Origin of the sequence: Collinsella sp. BG-O-102 (genome assembly GCF_023656745.1) — a bacterium.
Classification (GTDB): Bacteria; Actinomycetota; Coriobacteriia; order Coriobacteriales; family Coriobacteriaceae; genus Collinsella.
In genome coordinates this window covers 16,857-32,446 of sequence record NZ_JAMOKO010000014.1, presented here as the reverse complement: position 1 = coordinate 32,446, position 15,590 = coordinate 16,857, and the positions used below count along the sequence as shown (strand labels likewise).

Here is a 15,590-nt window from a genome sequence, read left to right as displayed (position 1 = left end):
CCTTTCAAGTAGCACTATCTAGATACCCCCATGGGGTGTCCCCATCTTAACCCAAATTCATGTCCGTTCGGTCAATTAGTTTCCCTCTTCAAACTTTTTTGTTGACCATGGCTTACTTTCGTGTATAAGTTTTCCTAGGCTAACAGTTTAGATCCGTAAGGAGCGCCGTGACTCGAACCATAGACATCCCAACGTTTCAGGCGGCAGTCGTGCGCAACTGCTCTCCCACGCTCGCGGGCATCAAGCCGGCATCGCTCTTTACCTATCCAGGCACCTACGCCCACGGGGACGGCTCGGTCGCAACCGAAACCATCGCAGAGCGCCGAGCACGCCTGCTCAACGTTATCGCCCAGTGCAATCGCGAGCTTGACCCGTTCGGTATCCACCTGAGTGTTTTGGTCTGGCGGCCCTGCGGAGCGCTCGTGTATATGTACCGAGCCAAAAGCCTCACCACCTATTTCGCAGACCCTCGCGCCCAAACGGCGCTCGCCTCGGAAGGCTACGACACGAAAGACCTTTCGACATGCCTTGTGCATTTGGCATCACGCATCACGCTCGCGAGCAATAACGTCGCGGAATGCGCCTGTAGCCAGACTCGATGCGCACTACCCCAGCAAGCTAGCTGCAGCAACGACTGCACCTGCGAGTTTCCGCACGAAATAGGCTACTTCCTCGGATATCCCTACGACGATGTGCGCGAGTTTATCGTCCAGCGCGGCGAGAACTACAAGGTCTTTGGAGCTTGGAAGGTCTACACGAATGTCGAGCAAGCGCTTGCGATGTTTGACGCCTACCGCGCTTGCACTCAATACCTCACCTTTGTCTATCAGCAGGGCTGCAGCTTGGCGCAACTTGCCCAGGCAACCCGATAGAACATAGAAGCCGCGGCAACCTGCCGCACAACTGAAAGGACTCAACATGAGCAAGATCGCCGTCGTCTATTGGAGCGGCACGGGCAATACCGAGGCCATGGCAAATCTCGTCGCCGAAGGCACCACGTCCGCGGGTGCCGAAACTGAGGTCATCCCCTGCGCCGACTTCTCTACCGACAGGGCCGCCGACTACGACGCCTTCGCCTTCGGCTGCCCCGCCATGGGCTCCGAGGAACTCGAGTACGATGAGTTCCAGCCGATGTGGAACGAGGTCAAGGAGACTCTCGGCGACAAGAAGGTCGTCCTCTTTGGCTCTTATTCGTGGGCCGAGGGCGAATGGATGGACAACTGGAAGGCGGACGCCGACGAGGCGGGTGTTAACGTCGTCGATTCCGTCATCTGCTACGACGCCCCCGACGATGAGGGCGAGGCGGCCTGCCGCGCCCTTGGAGCCGAGCTCGCCTAGCGGCAATGAGCTCCGCCCGTAACGCGCTCTGCACCAAAACACATTCGCGTCCCAACAAAAACGGGAGCCGGATCACATCCGGCTCCCGTTTTCTGCTATGTCAGTCATATAAAGCGGCTACGAGATATTGCCCAAAAACGCCTTGGTGCGTTCGCTCTTGGGATGGTCGAAAACCTCGCTCGGCGTGCCCTCCTCCACGATAACGCCGCCGTCCATAAAGACAACGCGGTCGGCGACGTCGCGGGCAAAGCCCATCTCGTGCGTCACGACGATCATGGTCATGCCGTCGCGTGCCAGGTCGCGCATGACACCCAGAACGTCGCGGACGAGCTCGGGGTCGAGCGCCGACGTAGCCTCGTCAAAGAGCATGACGTGAGGGTTCATCGACAGGGCACGGGCGATGGCCACGCGCTGCTGCTGACCGCCCGAAAGCTGGCTCGGCATAAAGTCGATACGCTCGGCAAGACCGACCTTGGTCAGCTCCTCGACGGCAATCTTTTCGGCCTCTTCCTTGCTGCGCTTGAGCACCTTTTGCTGCGCGAGCATGACGTTCTTTTTGACTGACAGGTGCGGGAACAAATTGAACTGCTGAAACACCATGCCCAAGTGCGTACGTACCTTATTGAGGTCGACGCCCTTGGCGCACACATCCACGCCCTCGACGACAATCGAACCACTCGTGGGCTCCTCAAGACGGTTAATGCAGCGAAGCATCGTCGACTTGCCCGAGCCCGAGGGGCCCAAGACCACAACGACCTCACCCTTGTGCACATCCAGATCGATGTCGCGCAGGACCACGTTATCGCCAAAGGCCTTCTGGAGATTCTTGATGCTGACGACGACCTCGTTCGAGTTATTGGTTTCGCTCATGATAGAACCTCCTTACAGACCGGCGATATGATCGGCGGGCGTCGCGACAACCTGTCCGGCGCTCTTGGTGGGACGCTTCTTCTTAGTTTCGGCCGTCCCCAGAAGCCTCGCCTCAAGACCGCTCACCAAGCGCGCAAGCGGCAGGGTAATGACCAGATAGAACAGGGCGGCAACCACATACGGCGTGATGGAGCCCGTCGTGGCCACGATGGTGCGAGCGTTCATGACGATCTCAACCACGCCCACGGCGGCGAGCAGCGACGTATCCTTGTAGAGCAGGATGAACTCGCTGGTCAGCGTGGGCAGGACATTGCGGAACGTCTGCGGAATCATGACGTAGAGCAGCGTCTGGAAGGCGTTCATGCCTAGCGAGCGCGCGGCCTCGTTCTGGCCCTTGGGGATCGACTGAATACCGGCGCGGAAGATCTCGCACAGGTAGGCGGACGAGTTCATGGCCATGACGATAACGCCCAGCACATAGTCGTCAACCTTGACGCCGGCAAGCGGCAGGCCAAAGAACGCGATGTAGATCTGCAGGAACGCCGGCGTACCACGAATGATATTCACATAGATGCCGGCAAGGCAACGCAGGATGCGCGACTTGGAGATGCGCATGAGCGACAGCGCAAAGCCAAAGGGAATGGCCAGCGGAAACGCCACGAGCACGATCGAGAGCGACATAAGGAAGCCCTTAAAGACGATCGGCAGGCTCTGGACCAAAATGACCGGGTTCAGGAACAGGCGAAGGAACATGTTGGAATTCCATGCCTCGACCCACGGCTGCTCCTTAAGGTCGGCCAGGGAGTTATCGAATGCCGTCACGCCCTTGATCTCCACCGATGGAATCTTGGAGATCTTCTTGGTCGAACCATCGGCGAGCGTATAGGTACCGCTAAAGGCCTCGTCGCCGCCCTCGACGGGGAAGGTCACGCCGTAGACCTCGACACGGAAATAGCCGCCAGCGGGCGCCGTCTCGCCAAAATCGATCTTGAGCGTCTGGCCGTCGACCTTGCACGTAGGCTTCATGGGCGTACGGTCCATAAGGTCATCGCCCGAGAGCATCGTCAGACGTGTGTCGTCCGCACCAAAGGTCGTGCCATCGGCAAACGTCAGCGAAAGACCACTCAGTTCCTCGTCGGCATCGGCCTGGACCTCCCAGGTAATGCGCGTCTCGGTGCCGCCGACCACAGCGCTGCCCGAACCGGTGTTGGGTCGGGCGGTAATCTTTGCGGTCTCAAGCGCCTGGGCGGTCGTGGGCGCATATGCCCCCGCGCACACCAGCGCGAGCGCCACGGCCATGGCGCAGGCTAGCTTTTGGAGCAAGGCGGGCAGTGGAAAACGCTGCTCCGCAGCCCCTTCGTTCAATCGAGACAAGGTGGCTCCTATCGTAGAAGTTGCCGGCAAAACGAGACGGAAGCACTCTCCGTCAAGAGAAGCGCAAAGGCCCTCTCCGCAAAACGGAAAGGGCCTACACGCAATCAAGTAGCTATTTTACTTGATGTTGTACTTAGCCATGAGGGCGTCGACGGTACCGTCGTCGGTCAGGTCCTTGATGGCCTGGTTGATGTCGTCCTTGAGCTTGGTGTTGCCCTGGTTGATGGCGATGGCGTACTCCTCGCCGGTGCTGATCTGCTTGATGGTCTGGCAGGTGTTGAACTGCTCGGCGGTCAGCTGGCTGGCAACGGAGCGGTTGGTGACTACGGCGTCGCCCTTATCGGACTGCAGGGCGCTGAAGCACTCGGTAGCGTCCTTGTAGGGGACGATCTTGGCCTTGGGGAAGTTCTCCTGGGCAAAGGACTCGGCGGTCGAGCCAGACTGAACGATGATGGTAGCGTCGGCGTTGTTGAGCTTCTCGCTGTAGTTGTCGGCCGTGATGTCGGTGTTATCGACCTTGGTCACGATAGCCTGATCGTCCATGTAGTAGGAATCGGAGAAAGTGACTTCCTTCTCACGCTCGGGCGTGTCGGTGATAGCCGCGATGGAGACGTCGTACTTAGCGCCCGAAGCGACGCCCGGAACCAGCGTGTCAAAGTCATTGTTGACGTACTCGACATCCAGGCCCAGCTTGTCGCCGATAGCCTTGATGAGCTCAAGGTCAAAGCCCTGATAATCGCCGTTGTCATCCTTGTACTCAAACGGAGCGTACTCGGCAGAGGTGCCGACGGTCAGCGTACCGTCCTTGACGAGCGCGTACTCCTTGGAGCCGTCGACCTTCTCGACCTTAGCGTCGTCAGAGCTGCTGGAACCGGCATCAGAACCAGAGGTGGCGTTGGACGAGCCGCAGCCCGTCAGTGCAAGGGCGATCGCCATGGCGCCCGTGGCGGCAAATGCGCCAAGCTTCTTCAGCTTCATAATCAGTCTCCTTCCGGTGACCCCGTTTGATTCAGAGGTCTGCAAAAACTGTTGGATATTATGCACCCGTAAATGCGAAACTGCAATTAGAAAACTGATTGAAACAAACCCATAACGTGAATGGAACACTCCACTTTGTGACAGTCATTACTGCTGCAATGACCTTAATAGCGTAATTTCCGCTGCATAACCTGCAAGTTCGTTAGGCGTCTCCAAAATGAATGGAAGCGCACGCAAGCGGCTATTCAATACAATATTCTGCATAACCTGCATACCGCCGCCAAACTCTTCACTACCCAGATAGCCCTTACCGATGCATTCGTGGCGGTCCTTATGGGCGCCGCAGGGATTCTTGGAGTCATTGATGTGCACGGCGCGCAGGCGCTCGATACCCACCACACGATCGAACTCGTCAAGCACACCGTCAAGATCGCAGACGATGTCATAGCCGGCGTCATTCACATGGCAGGTGTCCAGACACACGCCCAGCTTGGCCGACAGCTCGGGGCGCTTGTCGGCAACGCCCTCGATGATGAGCGCCAGCTCCTCAAAGCTGCGGCCCACCTCGGTGCCCTTGCCGGCCATGGTCTCGAGCAACACCGTCGTCTGCTGGCCCTCAAACATCACCTGGCACAGGGTGTCGACGATCATCTGAATGCCGGCATCAGTCCCCTGCCCCACATGTGCGCCGGGGTGAAAGTTGTAGTAGTTGCCGGGCAGTGCTTCCAGACGCTGCAAGTCTTCGGCCATTGCCTCCAAGGCAAACTCACGCGCCCGCTCTTTGGCAGAACAGGGGTTGTAGGTATAGGGGGCATGCGCCACGAGTGGGCCGAAGTCGTTTTGCTCCATAAGCTCGCGCAGGGCCGCCACGTCATCCATGTCAAGATCTTTCGCCTTGCCGCCGCGCGGGTTGCGCGTAAAGAATGCAAAGGTATTGGCGCCAATGGATAGCGCCGTCTCCCCCATCGCCCGATAGCCCTTCGTCGTCGAAAGATGACACCCAATCGTCAGCATCTCCAGCTCCCCCTCATCAGTTGCGGTGAAATAGTTCCTGTTTGGCCCCTATTCTGCCGCAAACAGGAACTATTCCACCGCAACTTATAAAAGGGGCATCAGAGATGCGGGCCACCAAGCACTGCGGCTACGGGCGCCGGCGTCATGATCCCCTACGTGTCAGCGCCAAGTCCTAGAGGGCTAGACGGATTGCATCGATAATGCGCGCGCAGCGCTGTGTGGCGGCAAGGGGCATGACGGGACTCTCGAGTTTCCCCGCCCGGATGAGCTGGGTCACATGCTGGATTTCGTCGTAGAAATCATCGACCTCAAACGGGGCATTTATTTCGAGCATTCGTCCGTCGGAGTACTTCGCATGGGCGAGCTCGGGGCGATGGAGGCGCTCGATTTCCAACGAGCCCCGCTCACAGGCAATCGTTAAGCGGCTTTCATATGCTGCTTTGCCGTCGCACGCCATATGAATGGGTATGCCGCCGACGCTCATATGGATCTCATCGGCCCAATCCACGCGACCGACCGATACGTCACGCCAGCGAACTTCACGGGACGAAACCTCGCACGCGCCCGCGAGCAAATCCTCAAACCAACCGACTGCATAGCAGCCCATGTCATATAGACAGCCACCCTGCAACGGGTCGAGCAGATAACTCGAAGGGGGCTCACCATAATCGAGTTTTTGCACGCTTTCAATCGAGACGATACGGCCGAGCTCGCCCGACGCAAGCAAGCCCTTCACGCGAGTACGCATCGGACAAAACCGATTTTTCATCGCCTCCATAAACAGCACGCCGCGCTCACGGGAAACGGAGGCGATCGCATGGGCCTCTTCTTCATTCAAAACGGCCGGCTTTTCGCACAGCACGGCCTTTCCGGCGCGCAGCGCGCGACAGGCCCAACGCGCATGCATGCCATGCGGGAGAGCCAAGTAGATTACGTCGACATCGGGGTCGGCAATCAACGCATCATAAGCCGCATCGCCGTTATCGTCAGCTGTGGCATAACTGTGCGCGGCATCAATCGAAAACGCCCTGCAAAACTCCTCAACATGCGAAGGAGTGCGACCGGCGGCAGCCACAAGCCGTGCCCCGTCCACCTCCTTGAGCGACGATGCAAATCGATGCGAAATGCGCCCAGCGCCCAAAACGCCCCAACGAACCTCACGCAAATCATCACATGAATCCCGATGGCCCACGACAGCCCCCTTCAGTTGCGGTGGAATAGTTCCTGTTTGGCCCCTATTCTGCCGCAAACAGGAACTATTCCACCGCAAGTTATAAAAGGGGCATCAGAGGCGCGTTTTGCAAAAGGCTTTAAGCGCGGCCGTTACGGGCCCAGGCTGGAAACGTCGGCGCACATCGTCGAGACGCTCGGGAATATCGATGTGCTGTGGGCAGTGGCGCGCGCATTTGCCGCACTTGACGCAATTGCTCACGAGCTTGGGCTCGCTCGTGCGCACCGCACTCGCCGTAAAGTATTGCGACAGCCCCGTAAACCAGCTGTGCGCATAGCTCGCGTTGTAGGCGGCAAAGCAGCCGGGAATGTTGATACCCTTGGGGCATGGCATGCAGTAGCCGCATCCCGTGCAGGGCACACGGTTCGATTTCTCAAACTCCATCAACACGCGCGCAATCGTGTCGAGCTGGTTGGCAGTCATCGAATTCGGCAACGCGAGGTCTGCCAGTGACGAATTCTCATCCACCTGCGCGATATCGGTCATACCCGAAAGCAGCATCGTCACCTGAGGATGATTCCACACCCACGAAAGACCCCAGGCGGCAGGAGTGCGCAAATGCGGGTCACGGGCACTATCGAGCACAGCGCGGGCCCGTGGCGGCAGCTTGCCCGCTAAACGCCCGCCCAGCAGCGGCTCCATCACAAACACCGCGAGCCCGCGCTCCGCAGCCGCCATGAGTCCTGCCGTTCCCGCTTGGTAACGCTCGCCGGCATAGTTGTACTGTATCTGGCAAAAATCCCAGTCATATGCGTCAAGCATCGTCAGGAAATCCACCGCGCTGCCGTGGTACGAAAAACCAATCTGGCGAATGCGCCCCGCCGCCTTTTGACACGCGATCCAGTCCTCAATGCCCAATGCCACCACACGTTCCCACTGGGCGGGCGAGGTAATGTTATGCATGAGGTAATAGTCGATATGGTCGGTCCGCAGGCGCCGCAGTTGCTCATCGAAGAACCGGTCGAAATCCTCCGCGCACTTGCACGAAGCATGCGGCAACTTGGTCGCCAGCAACACCCGGTCACGCAGCCCCAAGCGCTCAAGCGAGGCGCCCACGCACGCCTCGTTACCGGGATAGAGATACGCGGTGTCCAGATAATTAATCCCCTGCTCCACCGCACGGGAAATGATGGCATCGGCTGTCTTCGCATCCGGACGTCCCGGCGCACCGGGAAACCTCATGCAGCCCAGACCCAACGCCGAGATACGGTTGCCGCTTTTGGGGTCAACGCGATATTGCACGGCCCCTCCCTTCGCCATCAGCGCCCCGGCAAGGCGAAACACAATGGTCACGCAGCCGAAACATCGTGGAATCGCAATCGAGAACGTATCGTAACGCAGCAGAAATCGAGCTGTCACGGCACCGCTTTAACATCAGCAAAAAGCCCGATGAAAGGAGCCGGACATGACCACGCGCATGTCTTTGCGGTCTGCCCTGCAGCGTAGCGTCCAGGCAAACGTTTCTTTTTTATAACAGCCGCCCCGCGCACCCACCAATCACCCTGGCAGCATACAATCCATCAGGCGCCCCTTACGCGGGCGCCTTTTACATGGGGAGATGATTCACATGCAGATCAACAAGGTCGCCTTTATCGGCAAGGGCGGCGTCGGCCTGCTCTACGGCAGCATGATCGCCCGGGCGCTCGGCAACGACGCCGTCGAATACATCATGGATGACACCCGTTTTGAGCGTCACGCGGGCGATGCGCTCACTGTCAACGGCAAGCCCTGCGATCTCACGTCCGTCCGCGCCAGCGAGGCGACGCCCGCCGATCTGGTCATCCTGACAGTCAAGACCACCGGTCTCGACCAAGCACTCAAGACTATGGAGCGCGTCGTGGGACCCAACACGCTCATCGCCTCGCTATGCAACGGCATTACGAGCGAGCAAAAGATTGCCGAACGCTTTGGCTGGGAGCATACCGTTCTTGGTATCTGCCAGGGCATGGACGCCGTGTTCCTCAACGGCGCGCTCACCTTTACCAATGCGGGCGAGATCCGCTTTGGCGCGGCGGCCGGCACGGACCCCGCGACCGTCGCCGCTATCGACGGGCTCTACACGCGCTGCGGCATCGCCCATACCGTCGAGGACGACATCGCTCACCGCATGTGGGCCAAACTCATGCTCAACGACGGCATCAACCAGACCTGCATGGCCTACGGCGGGACCTACGGAAGCGCCACGGAGCCGGGCTCCGAGCAGCGTCGCTGCTTTGTTTCCGCCATGCGCGAAACGCTTGCGGTCGCCAACGCCGAGGGCGTTGAGCTGACCGAGGCAGACCTGACGCAAATGGTGCACCTCATCGAGGGAATCGACCCCGCCGGTATGCCCTCAATGGCTCAAGACCGCATCGCAAGGCGCAAAACCGAGGTTGATGAGTTCGCGGGCACCATCTGCCGGCTCGCAGCCAAACACGATATCCAGGCACCGCAAAACGAGTGGCTCTATCGGCGCATCCGCGATATCGAGAAAAACTGGTAGCGCCAACTCGCCGCATTCAACAGCCTTAACAGCAAAACCGCCGCAAGGGAACCTTTCCCCTGCGGCGGCCTTCATCTTCGTCTACGATCGGCGGCCGATCTCACAACAGTTAGCGTTGCGACCCCGGCACCTCGTCCTCATCGTCGCGACAAAGGACTACGCCCGCACTTCCCAGCAGCGCGGCCGCGATCAACACGCCAACCACGATAGAGGCAGCCTCACAAGACCCCTGCATGCCCGCGACGAGCGCGGCCGTGGGACCAAGGCAGCCAAGCATCAACGCGACGGCGGCAACGGCGATATCTCGAGCATTCACAAGACCACTTCCTCCAAGAGAAAGACCTTATTTCTCAAGAACCAGTGTGCCCCGCATCCATACGCCCAGCGTACCGCCACGGTAAGGGCTCTGTTAACTCGAACGCACATAAAGAACGGGCGGCTTTACGTTGCCTAAAAGCTCAGCAAAGACGCCCGCCCATCATGTGCCAATTTTCCTTATGGCAGATTACCAACCGGTATAGTAGTCGGTAGTTCCGGCGGCGCAGCCGGAGTCATAGACCTTGCACTCGCCCTTGGAGCCCGTAAAGGTCGAGCCCTGGGCCATATCGCCCGCGGCAACAACGTAATAGCCGTCGGAATCGCGCCAGAAGCCCTCAGAATCCTGAGTCCATTCGCCCGTGCGATAGTGATAAAGCACATTGCTGCTGTAATAGGTCTCGCGGCGCCCGTTGTAGTTATTGACACCCGCAGAGCGCGTCAGGCCCGATTCGTTCGCGTAGGACGCGGCAGACGCGTAGGACGGAGTGAAACCGGCGTTGTAGTACGAAGCCTGGGTGGCCTCGGCAGCCTCCGCCTCGGCGGCGGCCGCCTCGAGCGCTTCGCGCTTGGCATCCTCAAGCGCGGTGCGCAGCTCATCGAGCTCGGTCGACTTGGCGTCGACCTCCCCCATCGTCAACAGGCTGCCCGCACCGTCGATGCAACCCTGCAACACAGCGCGCTCGTCATCGGTAGCATAGTCGCCATACATATTCATAATGATCTGAGCACGCATCTCAAGGGAATCGCGCTTGGCCTCCATCGAGGCGTTCCACTCCTGCATGGAACCATAACCATCGCCGCGATAGTCAACGGGCTGTACCAGCGTCGTCTCGGACGGCGTAGATCCAACCGTATCGGACAGTGTTGCGGCGTGGGCATCAGTTGCACCAGCGCCCGCCAAAAGTGCCACGGCCAGAGCGGCGGAAAGGGCGGCGGCTTTCGGTTTTCGTGAATCGATCCTCATGTAGCTGGAAACCTCCGTAGTGCGTTTTTGCTGCGTTTGAGCTGCGTGTGATTCGATTGCGCTGCATAGTACCCCGAGCAAATCGCGACCTGCGGTTTTACTCAAAAGGCGCACGTCAATTGCGTAAAACTCACATCCTCTCAACAGGAGTTTTCCACAACTCGAATGCATAAAGCGTGTCAAAAACCCTGTTTTTGCACCCTCTCTATGCAAAAAAGGCGCCTGTGCAACCATTGTTCGCACAGGCGCCTTGAGCAGGCATTTTATGCAGTTATACCTATCGAGTCGCAAGGGGTCCTTGCACAAGTCGCTTTACTCGTCCAGCGCGGCGAAGGCCTGCTTCAGGTCCCAAATGATATCCTCGGCGTTCTCGGTACCGATGGAAAGACGGATCGTGGAGGGCGTGATGTTCTGCTCGGCGAGCTCCTCGGCAGACAGCTGGGAGTGCGTGGTGGTAGCCGGGTGCACGACGAGCGACTTGACGTCGGCCACGTTGGCGAGCAGCGAGAACACCTGCAGATGATCGATGAACTTCCAAGCTGCCTCCTGGCCACCCTTAATCTCAAAGGTAAAGATCGAGGCACCGCCGTTGGGGAAGTACTTCTGATAGAGCTCGTGATCGGGGTGCTCGGGCAGGCTCGGGTGGTTCACCTTGGCGACGTGGCTGTCACCAGCCAGGAACTCAACGACCTTCTTGGTGTTCTCAACATGACGGTCAACGCGCAGCGACAGAGTCTCGGTGCCCTGGAGCAGGACCCAGGCGTTGAACGGGCTGATGCAGGCGCCCTCGTCACGCAGCAGGATAGCGCGGACATAGGTTGCGAAGGCGGCGGGAACGGCAGCCTCGGCAAACGAAACGCCGTGGTAGGAGGGGTTGGGCTCGGCGATCTGGGCGTACTTTCCGCTCGCCTTCCAATCGAAGTTACCGCCGTCGACGATCACACCGCCCAGCGAGGTGCCGTGGCCGCCGATGAACTTGGTTGCGGAGTGGACGACGATGTTGGCACCATGCTCCAGCGGACGGAACAGATACGGGGTGCCGAAGGTGTTGTCGACGACAACCGGCAGACCGTGCTTCTTGGCGATCTCGGAGATGGCGTCGATGTTGGGGATGTCGGAGTTGGGGTTGCCGAGCGTCTCGAGATAGACGACCGTGGTGTTGTCCTTGATGGCGCCCTCGACCTCGTCCAGGTTGTGGGCATCGACGAAGGTGGTCTCGACGCCAAACTGGGAGAGTGTATGCTCCAGCAGGTTGTAGGAGCCACCGTAGATGGTCTTCTGAGCCACCACGTGGTCACCGGCCTGGGCAAGAGCCTGCAGAGTATAGGTGATGGCAGCAGCACCGGAGGCGACGGCGAGACCTGCCACGCCACCCTCGAGCGCGGCGATACGGTCCTCGAAGACGCCCTGGGTGGAGTTGGTCAGACGGCCGTAGATGTTACCAGCATCGGCAAGACCAAAGCGGTCGGCGGCGTGCTGGGAGTTGCGGAACACATAGCTCGTGGTCTGGTAGATAGGCACGGCGCGGGAGTCGGATGCGGGATCGGCGCTCTCCTGGCCAACGTGAAGCTGCAGGGTATCGAAACCAAAGGTGTGCTCGGGGTTGTTGATGAACTGGCTCATGATGATCTCCTTGATCGAACAAAAGTAAATAAATTAGAGAGAAGTAAGTCGCTGTCTCCTGATCACGCCGACGAGCGCAAACAGGAGCCCGGCATTCGTCTTGGTAAGCAATTCATATGCGGGCCTCCTTTCGCATCCCGGTTCCGTGGTCGATTTAATTACCTACCGCCTTTGTGTGTTTTGAATAGTACGAGCATTGTTTCGCTCGGTCAATCACTTAAAAGCGCTAATCTGTTATCGGTTTTATAGATAGCAATCGAAAGGATGGCATCGATGACCCTTCAGCAGCTTCGTTTTCTGATTGCCGTGGCAGAGTCCGGCTCAATCAACGCCGCAGCTCAGCGCCTCTATACCGCTCAGTCCAACATCTCAAACGCCGTCAAAAGCCTGGAACAGGAGCTCCACCTGGAGATCTTTACGCGCTCCAGCCGCGGCGTCACCCTCACCAACGACGGCACCGAGCTTTTGGGCTATGCGCACCAGGTCGTAGAGCAGGCCGACATGCTCGAGGCGCGCTACGAGGACGGCGGTACCCCGCAAGCCCGCCTCGCCATTTCCGCCCAGCACTACGCCTTTTCGGTCGAGGCCTTTGTCAACGTGGTCGAGCGCTGCCGCGACAGCAAGTTCGAGTTCATCATGCGCGAGACCACCACATCGCAGATCATCGATGACGTCCGCGCGTTTCGCAGCGACATCGGCATCCTCTATCTGGACGACTTTAACGCCCGCGTTCTGCAGAAGGCTTTTGCCGATGCGCGCGCGAGCTTCCATCCCCTATTCGACGCGACGGTCCACGTCTTCGTTAGCGAGCGCCACCCGCTTGCCCGCCGCCCGCAGCTGTCCCTTGCCGACCTCACACCCTATACGCGCTACAGCTTTGAGCAAGGCACCTCGAACTCCTTCTATTACGCCGAGGAACCTTTTAGCTATATCCCTTGCGACCGCAACATACGAATCTCGGACCGCGGAACACTTACTAACTTACTTATCACGTCAAACGGTTACACCCTGTCGACCGGTGTCCTCTCCAATGAAATGCAATGGGGTATGGCATCGATCCCGTTAGCAGACGCCCCAACGATGCACGTAGGCTATATCATGCACGACGAGCGCAAGCCCTCTCCCCTCTTGCAGCAATACCTCGACGAGCTCAACCGCATCATCCATGCCAACTAACTGTCGGAAGACGGGGTAGAAATCGTAGATTGCTAGCCCCCGGCGGGCATGGCGCTACAATGGTCACTCACACGAAACGTACCCAACGAAAGGAAGCCCGTGAAGGTCATCATCTATACCGACGGCTCGGCCCGATCAAATCCGGGACGCGGCGGCTACGGCGCCGTGCTCAAATACACCAACCCCGCCGGCAAGACCTTCACCTCCGAGCTTTCGCGCGGCTATGCCAAGACCACCAACAACCGCATGGAGCTCATGGCGGTCATCGTGGCGCTCGAGGCACTTAACCGCCCCTGCGACGTCGAAGTCCATTCCGATTCGCAGTACGTCGTCAACGCCTTTAACAAGCACTGGATCGACGGCTGGAAAAAGCGCGGATGGAAAACCGCCAACAAGCAGCCCGTCAAGAACCGCGACCTGTGGGAGCGCCTGCTCACCGCCAAAAGCAAGCACAAGGTTGAGTTCATCTGGGTTAAGGGTCACGCCGGCCACGAGCTCAACGAGCGCTGCGATGAGCTCGCCACCACGGCGGCCGACGGCAGCAACCTCGATATCGACACCGGCTTTAACGAGAGCGACCTGTAACGGCGTTTTCGCACGCTATTTCCTGCCCCCTCGCGCTACACTCATCCTGTAAACCGAACGGCACGAGGGGGATACATGCTGCGTATAGCGACCATCGGCACATCCATGATTACCGACGACTTTATCCAGGTCGTCAACGCCAACGACCAAGCCGCGTTTGTGGGCACGCTCTCGCGCGATGCCGAGCGCGGTACTGCCTTTACCGCCGAGCGCGGTGGCGAGCGAAACTTTACGTCACTCGATGAGCTTGCGGCAGCCGGCGACGTCGACGCCGTCTATATCGGCAGCCCTAACGCACTTCACTACGAGCAGGCCCTTGCCTGCATCGCCGGTGGCAAGCATGTCATCGTCGAAAAGCCCTTCTGCGCCACCGAAGCGCAGGCGCTCGAGGTCTTTCGCGCTGCCGAGACAGCAGGTGTCGTGGCCCTCGAGGCTATACGTCCCCTCCACGATCCCGCCTTCCACGCCATCGAGGACGTCCTGGGCGAGATTGCCCCCATCCGCCGCGCCTCATTGCGCTTTGGCAAGTATTCCTCGCGCTACAACGAGATTCTCGCGGGACGTGCCACCAATATCTTCGACTGCAATATGGCATCGGGTTCCCTCATGGACATTGGCGTCTACACCGTCGAGCCCATGGTCGAGATCTTCGGCATGCCCTCCGGTCTCACCAGCATGACCACGCTGCTCGACCCCTCAACGCAAGAGCTCACCCATGGCCCCATCGACGGCTGCGGCTCCATTCTCGCCAGTTATGGCGGAGGGCGTATCTCCGTCGAGCTCGCGCACTCCAAAATTACGAATGACCTGCTGCCCTCGCAGATCGAAGGCGAGCGTGGCACTATCCAGATCGACCATCTGTCCACGCCCCGCAACGTCCGCATCGACTATCGCGGCGACGTCGTACGCGGCTCGGCGACCGAGGCACCGCGCGAACAGGGAGACAACGGCCGCGTGCTCGACCTGCCCAAATCGAGCAACACTATGGAATACGAACTCACAGACTTTATCACCGCCATCGGCGGCATCGATAACGTTAAGGAAGAGATTTGGGAGACCCCGGCGGGACGCCACGAGCTTGGCCACTACCGCGATGTCACACTCGTCTCACTGCGCATCATGGATGCCGTGCGCCAGCAGGCCGGCATAACCTTCCCGGCCGACGCAGGCAAGCAGGCATAGCTATGGGCCTCTTCGATACGTTCTTCTCCAGCGTCACCGGCAGCAGTCGAGAGCCTCAAAAACCATCAAACGTCGAGCTCGAGCTGCGCCGCAGGCTTACTGTGCTCGCAAGCGACGAGGCCACTCAAGACACTCCCCTGCGCTATTTCCTGCGCTGGGCGGGGCAAGTCCAGGGCGTTGGCTTTCGCTTTACCAACACCAACCTCGCGCAGGCACGCGCGCTCACCGGCTGGGTGCGTAACATGGAAGACGGCTCAGTCGAGATGGAGATACAGGGGGCTCCGGCAAATATCCTATCTCATCTCGAGGCGCTTCATGCCTCCTACGAGCGTATGGGAACGCGTTTTCGCCTCGTAGACGCCCAGGCCCGAGCCCCACTTGCCAATGAAGACGGTTTCACGCCTCGTTATTAGTATTGTGTGCTAAATACGGTATCATTTACCTACGACCGTTGA

The 15,590-nt window shown here is 59.2% G+C and carries 16 protein-coding genes; 7 read left to right on the top strand and 9 right to left on the bottom strand.

Going from position 1 to position 15,590, the window contains the following annotated elements:
- Positions 1-167: 167 nt before the first annotated feature.
- Both NBH09_RS07795 and NBH09_RS07790 read left to right on the top strand, forming a co-directional pair.
- Entirely contained in the window at positions 168-872 is a 705-nt protein-coding gene (locus tag NBH09_RS07795; protein WP_250787616.1) for a DUF3793 family protein, read from the top strand.
- 46 nt (positions 873-918) lie between these two features.
- Positions 919-1,338, top strand: coding sequence for a flavodoxin (locus tag NBH09_RS07790; protein ID WP_250787615.1), 420 nt, complete (start codon positions 919-921; stop codon positions 1,336-1,338).
- A gap of 117 nt (positions 1,339-1,455) precedes the next feature.
- Here NBH09_RS07790 and NBH09_RS07785 read toward each other — a convergent pair whose 3' ends face one another.
- From NBH09_RS07785 to NBH09_RS07760, 6 genes are all read right to left on the bottom strand, one after another.
- Positions 1,456-2,208 carry an amino acid ABC transporter ATP-binding protein gene (locus tag NBH09_RS07785; RefSeq protein ID WP_022094423.1) on the bottom strand — a complete coding sequence of 251 codons (753 nt, stop codon included), beginning with the start codon at positions 2,206-2,208 and terminating at the stop codon, positions 1,456-1,458.
- 12 nt (positions 2,209-2,220) lie between these two features.
- The gene (locus NBH09_RS07780) at positions 2,221-3,582 is read right to left on the bottom strand and encodes an ABC transporter permease subunit (RefSeq protein WP_250787614.1); all 1,362 of its coding nucleotides are present in this window, start codon (positions 3,580-3,582) and stop codon (positions 2,221-2,223) included.
- A gap of 117 nt (positions 3,583-3,699) precedes the next feature.
- Positions 3,700-4,560 (bottom strand): ABC transporter substrate-binding protein, encoded by an 861-nt coding sequence (locus NBH09_RS07775; RefSeq protein WP_250787613.1) that lies wholly within the window; start codon positions 4,558-4,560, stop codon positions 3,700-3,702.
- 147 nt (positions 4,561-4,707) lie between these two features.
- Entirely contained in the window at positions 4,708-5,574 is an 867-nt protein-coding gene (locus NBH09_RS07770; RefSeq protein ID WP_250787612.1) for a deoxyribonuclease IV, read from the bottom strand.
- Between the two features lie 172 nt (positions 5,575-5,746).
- Entirely contained in the window at positions 5,747-6,766 is a 1,020-nt protein-coding gene (locus tag NBH09_RS07765) for a Gfo/Idh/MocA family protein (protein ID WP_250787611.1), read from the bottom strand.
- Between the two features lie 93 nt (positions 6,767-6,859).
- On the bottom strand, positions 6,860-8,047 hold the full coding sequence (locus NBH09_RS07760) for an aldo/keto reductase (RefSeq protein ID WP_250787610.1): 1,188 nt from the start codon (positions 8,045-8,047) through the stop codon (positions 6,860-6,862).
- Positions 8,048-8,372: 325 nt separating this feature from the next.
- Here NBH09_RS07760 and NBH09_RS07755 point away from each other — a divergent pair, with 325 nt between their 5' ends.
- Positions 8,373-9,287 (top strand): ketopantoate reductase family protein, encoded by a 915-nt coding sequence (locus NBH09_RS07755; RefSeq protein WP_230320356.1) that lies wholly within the window; start codon positions 8,373-8,375, stop codon positions 9,285-9,287.
- 109 nt (positions 9,288-9,396) lie between these two features.
- Here NBH09_RS07755 and NBH09_RS07750 read toward each other — a convergent pair whose 3' ends face one another.
- The 3 genes from NBH09_RS07750 to NBH09_RS07740 form a co-directional block, all read right to left on the bottom strand.
- Positions 9,397-9,603 carry a hypothetical protein gene (locus NBH09_RS07750; protein WP_195624786.1) on the bottom strand — a complete coding sequence of 69 codons (207 nt, stop codon included), beginning with the start codon at positions 9,601-9,603 and terminating at the stop codon, positions 9,397-9,399.
- 189 nt (positions 9,604-9,792) lie between these two features.
- Entirely contained in the window at positions 9,793-10,569 is a 777-nt protein-coding gene (locus NBH09_RS07745; RefSeq protein ID WP_195624787.1) for a hypothetical protein, read from the bottom strand.
- Positions 10,570-10,881: 312 nt separating this feature from the next.
- Positions 10,882-12,192: an O-acetylhomoserine aminocarboxypropyltransferase/cysteine synthase family protein gene (locus NBH09_RS07740; protein ID WP_250787609.1), complete on the bottom strand. Its 1,311-nt coding sequence runs from the start codon at positions 12,190-12,192 to the stop codon at positions 10,882-10,884.
- Between the two features lie 273 nt (positions 12,193-12,465).
- On the opposite strand from NBH09_RS07740, the gene NBH09_RS07735 reads away from it, so the two are divergent.
- From NBH09_RS07735 to NBH09_RS07720, 4 genes are all read left to right on the top strand, one after another.
- A complete protein-coding gene (locus tag NBH09_RS07735; protein ID WP_250787608.1) occupies positions 12,466-13,368 on the top strand; it encodes a LysR family transcriptional regulator in 903 nt (300 codons plus the stop codon).
- 48 nt (positions 13,369-13,416) lie between these two features.
- Complete coding sequence (rnhA, locus tag NBH09_RS07730) at positions 13,417-13,953, top strand: ribonuclease HI (protein WP_195521723.1); 537 nt, start codon at positions 13,417-13,419, stop codon at positions 13,951-13,953.
- 75 nt (positions 13,954-14,028) lie between these two features.
- Complete coding sequence (locus tag NBH09_RS07725; RefSeq protein WP_250787607.1) at positions 14,029-15,135, top strand: Gfo/Idh/MocA family protein; 1,107 nt, start codon at positions 14,029-14,031, stop codon at positions 15,133-15,135.
- Positions 15,136-15,137: 2 nt separating this feature from the next.
- On the top strand, positions 15,138-15,548 hold the full coding sequence (locus NBH09_RS07720) for an acylphosphatase (protein ID WP_195624791.1): 411 nt from the start codon (positions 15,138-15,140) through the stop codon (positions 15,546-15,548).
- Positions 15,549-15,590: the final 42 nt, after the last annotated feature.

Coding starts and splice junctions, on each gene's coding strand:
- NBH09_RS07790 (WP_250787615.1), top strand. CDS start 919: ATGAGCAAGATCGCCGTCGTCTATTGGAGCGGCACGGGCAATACCGAG.
- NBH09_RS07785 (WP_022094423.1), bottom strand. CDS start 2,208: ATGAGCGAAACCAATAACTCGAACGAGGTCGTCGTCAGCATCAAGAAT.
- NBH09_RS07775 (WP_250787613.1), bottom strand. CDS start 4,560: ATGAAGCTGAAGAAGCTTGGCGCATTTGCCGCCACGGGCGCCATGGCG.
- NBH09_RS07770 (WP_250787612.1), bottom strand. CDS start 5,574: ATGCTGACGATTGGGTGTCATCTTTCGACGACGAAGGGCTATCGGGCG.
- NBH09_RS07755 (WP_230320356.1), top strand. CDS start 8,373: ATGCAGATCAACAAGGTCGCCTTTATCGGCAAGGGCGGCGTCGGCCTG.
- NBH09_RS07745 (WP_195624787.1), bottom strand. CDS start 10,569: ATGAGGATCGATTCACGAAAACCGAAAGCCGCCGCCCTTTCCGCCGCT.
- NBH09_RS07740 (WP_250787609.1), bottom strand. CDS start 12,192: ATGAGCCAGTTCATCAACAACCCCGAGCACACCTTTGGTTTCGATACC.
- NBH09_RS07735 (WP_250787608.1), top strand. CDS start 12,466: ATGACCCTTCAGCAGCTTCGTTTTCTGATTGCCGTGGCAGAGTCCGGC.
- rnhA (WP_195521723.1), top strand. CDS start 13,417: ATGGCGCTACAATGGTCACTCACACGAAACGTACCCAACGAAAGGAAG.
- NBH09_RS07725 (WP_250787607.1), top strand. CDS start 14,029: ATGCTGCGTATAGCGACCATCGGCACATCCATGATTACCGACGACTTT.
- NBH09_RS07720 (WP_195624791.1), top strand. CDS start 15,138: ATGGGCCTCTTCGATACGTTCTTCTCCAGCGTCACCGGCAGCAGTCGA.